A 2,279-nucleotide genomic window follows, 5' to 3' on the forward strand; every position below is an offset into this window, starting at 1 on the left:
TGAGAGGCCACGTCCAGGACGGGAGCATCAAGCATCTTCGACCAAGCTATCTCGGTATTGGCTGTGACAATCTCTTCGTGGAGTATCGTCCCGAGTTCGTCCTTGAGCCGGATCGCAAAATCAACAGGATAATCTCCCTGCATAGCATCGGCAACCACCTTCAGCGAGTGGATCGGCCTGGGAATATGTGATACTGTCAGCGTCGGATATGGCTCGGCGAATGCGCCGTCTATGCCCGCAAGCTGCTCACCCCACCAGCCCACTTGATGGAGGTCGGCAAGCTCCTCTGTATCGGGCATGGGCCGTCGAAACTGGTCGAGTGTCCATGAGCCGTCGAGCGAGGCCCACATGTATGGAGCCCGTGTGAGGCCGTCTGCTGTTTGTGCAGGCCATGAGATCCGCGCCTGCTCGCTGGTCGTCACCTCAATAGACTGGTCGATGAGCGGATCTGTGTAGTCGATGATTACCCGCGCAAGCACCTGTCTCTTCTGCGCCCGCATTGTGTCCATAAACTCTTGCGATACTTGATACATGGCCTCACCCCCTACTGCTCAATGAATGCTATTTGAACCTCTTTCCAATAGCGGATCCCGTTTATTTCATGCCAAAGTCCAGTGATGATATCGCCTGCGTAGGCAGTCATCGTCTTATATCCGCCTGCATCGAGATAGCGGAACGAGAAGAACGGTTTATTCGCTGCTAGGACATCCAGGATCTGCTTCAACTGATCGTCTGGCAGGTAGCTCCACGACACATCTACCCGCCGGACTCCTGCGCGGATGATTTCCATGGTCATCTTGCCTGATGCGGTCCTATTCGACTTCGTTAAATCAAAACGGCCGATTTTTACATCGGCCGGACTAGCAACTTTGACTCCTGCAATCTTTATCACTACGACACCCCCCGAGGCTGGATCGCTACATCAAACCCCTGCCTCTGGCCCTCACGGATCATGGCCGGAAGGAGCAGTCGAGCAAGCGTGGTGCCATCAATCCTCAGCACGACCTCTCTGTCGTCGCCTGTCTGTGGCCCTGTGGCCTGGCCAACGCGCTGCGCCATCACCATAGCCTCATATACTGCTGCGCCTACTGACTGCGCGATGACGTTATCTCGCTCAAGCGGAATAACGGCCTCGCGCCTGCCGCCCTCGCCCATCATTGCCAACGTGGGCCCGGTCACAATACCACCTGTGGCGAGTCCGGTTACACCCTTAAATGCGCCGACTGCCTTGGCTGCAAGTGCGCCGAGGCCTGCGATGGCAGCTGCTATTGTCCCTGCAGCTAATACAGGCGCAGCGGGACCACTCCACGCGTAAAATGCCACGAGCGTAGTGTATGCCTGGGTGATGACTGCACTAATCGCCGTTGCGACCTTTGAGAGTACGCTAATAATCCACGATCCGAGCGTGGAGAGCGCGTTTGATGCGGCTTGCGAAAGCTGCTGGACCAATACCTGCTTGAGAACATCCCCCATGCCGGTTAGGACAAACTGAAACGCTTCGCCCATGGTCATGGAGCCGGAGATGATCCCATCGAACGCCTGGCCGAATACGCTCTGCATTCCGGTGCTAATCTGCTGTGCGATGGATTGAAATGCTTCGCCGAAACTGCCCATCTTGCCGAGAGCAGAGTCAGTAAAGCTCGTAACCCCGCTCACAACGCCCCGGCCCATCTCATCGACGATGGCAATCCCTTGATTTTTCAGGAGGTCAAACCAATTGACAGACTCCGTAACCATATCGGGGATGATGGAGCCTCCAACGATGGTCTGATACATGTTCCTAACCGAGTCAATGACGCCCGTGGTCCACGATTTAACCGCATCCATCGTCCTCTTTGGTAAGTCTCGAATCCATTGCACAATTCCGTTAGCCATGTCCTGGACTGCCTTAAGCGCCTTCGTCCCCATGTCATCGACCCACTTAATGACATCCTTTGCAAAGCCCGTTACAGACTTGACTGATGCGCTCACTGCATCCGTGATGGGCTTCGGGATCTTGTCCCAAATCGCCTTAGCGCTCTTGCGGATGCCGTTCCAAGAGCTATCGAGCCATCCCGATAGACCATCCCATAGTTTCTGTGATGTCTTCTCGATGTTGTCCCAGGTGGAGCCGATCGTGGACTTAATGCCGTCCCAAGCGGTTGCGGCTACAGCTGCAATTCCATCCCAAAGCCCCGATAGCGATTCTTTAATTGTAGTCCAAACAGCGTTAGAGGCCTTGCTGATGCTATCCCATGCGCTACTGATGGCTGTGACAAGCCCATCCCATACAGTAGTAG

3 protein-coding genes are annotated in these 2,279 nt (G+C 55.1%); all 3 read right to left on the reverse strand.

Annotated features, from left to right (window positions below; translation table 11 throughout):
* Window positions 1-533 (reverse strand): HAMP domain-containing protein (locus ACE4YL_RS01380; RefSeq protein ID WP_461369068.1); only part of this gene is annotated, 533 nt, incomplete at its 3' end.
* Window positions 534-544: 11 nt separating this feature from the next.
* Entirely contained in the window at window positions 545-892 is a 348-nt protein-coding gene (locus ACE4YL_RS01385; protein ID WP_461369069.1) for a hypothetical protein, read from the reverse strand.
* On the reverse strand, window positions 892-2,279 hold a 1,388-nt coding region (locus tag ACE4YL_RS01390; protein WP_461369070.1), incomplete at its 5' end, for a phage tail family protein. The genes ACE4YL_RS01390 and ACE4YL_RS01385, both read right to left, overlap by 1 nt.

The organism is Candidatus Darwinibacter acetoxidans (assembly GCF_041936445.1).
Lineage (GTDB): Bacteria > Bacillota > Limnochordia > Darwinibacteriales > Darwinibacteriaceae > DTU010.